This window comes from Ensifer sp. 1H6 (assembly GCF_001976035.1).
In the GTDB taxonomy this organism is placed as follows: Bacteria; Pseudomonadota; Alphaproteobacteria; order Rhizobiales; family Rhizobiaceae; genus Ensifer; species Ensifer canadensis.
Window position 1 is genome coordinate 1 of sequence record NZ_MOAI01000073.1, and the last position, 2,166, is coordinate 2,166.

Below are 2,166 nucleotides of genomic sequence, written 5' to 3' on the forward strand. Positions count from 1 at the left end.
TTAGGGCCTGATGCCTGTTCTGATTACATTGTGAAGAGAAGATATGTCTGGAAGCTTCCAGGTGTTGAAGATGGTCGAAAGATCGTTGGAGACGTCCGAGCCCAGTCCTTATGAAACCATGGAAGGTCTAGCCGACCGGATATGGAAGAGGGGCTGGAGGTAGGAAGGAAGCTTGTCTTATGGGCATGATCATTGTTTGGGTGTTCTTCGGAGCGCCCTTCTGGTGTTCGTGCCTGATTGGTGTTGCCTGACCGCGCATCACCGGACAGATCTCGAGAAGCTGGTCTTAAGACAGGCTGCAAGCGAACCGCTCGGCGTGGTTCCAATAAAGCAGGCCTGTCGAACACGTCGATGGCATCTGATTGGCTCGGTTGTAAAAGGTAACCGGGTTTTTGGAGTTTGACATTCAGGCGACCTGAGGGTTGTCCGGATTGCCAGATACAGCACCCCTTCGAGCGCAAGCGAGGAGGATAGGTTTGCTGGATCCAAATAAGGATGAGCATTGGCAATGAGAACGATCAAGTGAAAGAAGGGCATTTGGTGGATGCCTTGGCATGCACAGGCGATGAAGGACGTGATACGCTGCGATAAGCCGTGGGGAGCTGCGAATAAGCTTTGATCCATGGATCTCCGAATGGGGAAACCCACCTTAAATACTTGGAAAATTTAAGTCGTGCTTAGGTACGGCTTAGGTTTCCAAGTATTGTTTAAAGGTATCTTATTCTGAATACATAGGGGTAAGAAGCGAACGCAGGGAACTGAAACATCTAAGTACCTGCAGGAAAGGACATCAACCGAGACTCCGCAAGTAGTGGCGAGCGAACGCGGACCAGGCCAGTGGCACTGAGGAATAAAGTGGAACGACATGGAAAGGTCGGCCGTAGAGGGTGATAGCCCCTTACACGTAGAACACTCAGTGTCCTTGAGTAAGGCGGGACACGTGAAATCCTGTCTGAACATGGGGAGACCACTCTCCAAGCCTAAGTACTCGTGCATGACCGATAGCGAACAAGTACCGTGAGGGAAAGGTGAAAAGCACCCCGACAAGGGGAGTGAAATAGAACCTGAAACCGGATGCCTACAAACAGTCGGAGCCCGCAAGGGTGACGGCGTACCTTTTGTATAATGGGTCAACGACTTAGTGTGACGAGCAAGCTTAAGCCGATAGGTGAAGGCGCAGCGAAAGCGAGTCTGAACAGGGCGTTCAGTTCGTCGCATTAGACCCGAAACCGAGTGATCTAGCCATGAGCAGGTTGAAGGTTGGGTAACACCAACTGGAGGACCGAACCCGCATCTGTTGCAATAGATTGGGATGACTTGTGGCTAGGGGTGAAAGGCCAATCAAACTCGGAAATAGCTGGTTCTCCGCGAAAACTATTTAGGTAGTGCGTCGACCGAATACCCTCGGGGGTAGAGCACTGGATGGGCTATGGGGACTCACCGTCTTACTGATCCTAACCAAACTCCGAATACCGAGGAGTACTAGTCGGCAGACACACGGCGGGTGCTAACGTCCGTCGTGAAGAGGGCAACAACCCTGACCTCCAGCTAAGGTCCCCAAGTCATGGCTAAGTGGGAAAGGATGTGAGGATCCCAAAACAACCAGGATGTTGGCTTAGAAGCAGCCATCATTTAAAGAAAGCGTAACAGCTCACTGGTCTAATTAAGGGTCTTTGCGCCGAAAATGTAACGGGGCTAAAGCCATGCACCGAAGCTGAGGATACGTCGCAAGACGTGTGGTAGCGGAGCGTTCCGTAAGCCTGTGAAGGGATACCTGTGAGGGGTCCTGGAGGTATCGGAAGTGCGAATGTTGACATGAGTAACGATAAAGAGGGTGAGAGACCCTCTCGCCGAAAGACCAAGGGTTCCTGCTTAAAGTTAATCTGAGCAGGGTTAGCCGGCCCCTAAGACGAGGCGGACACGCGTAGTCGATGGGAACCACGTTAATATTCGTGGGCCTGGTGGTAGTGACGGATTGCTTAACTTGTACATTCTTATTGGATTGGGTGTGCAGGGACGCGGTTCCAGGAAATAGCTCCACCGTATAGACCGTACCCGAAACCGACACAGGTGGTCAGGTAGAGTATACCAAGGCGCTTGAGAGAACTATGCTGAAGGAACTCGGCAAATTGCACGCGTAACTTCGGAAGAAGCGTGACCCTTTTT

At 51.6% G+C, this 2,166-nt stretch carries 1 rRNA gene; it reads left to right on the forward strand.

What is annotated here, in order from left to right:
- Window positions 1–516: 516 nt before the first annotated feature.
- A 23S ribosomal RNA gene (locus BKP54_RS34675) occupies window positions 517–2,166 on the forward strand; the annotation flags it as partial.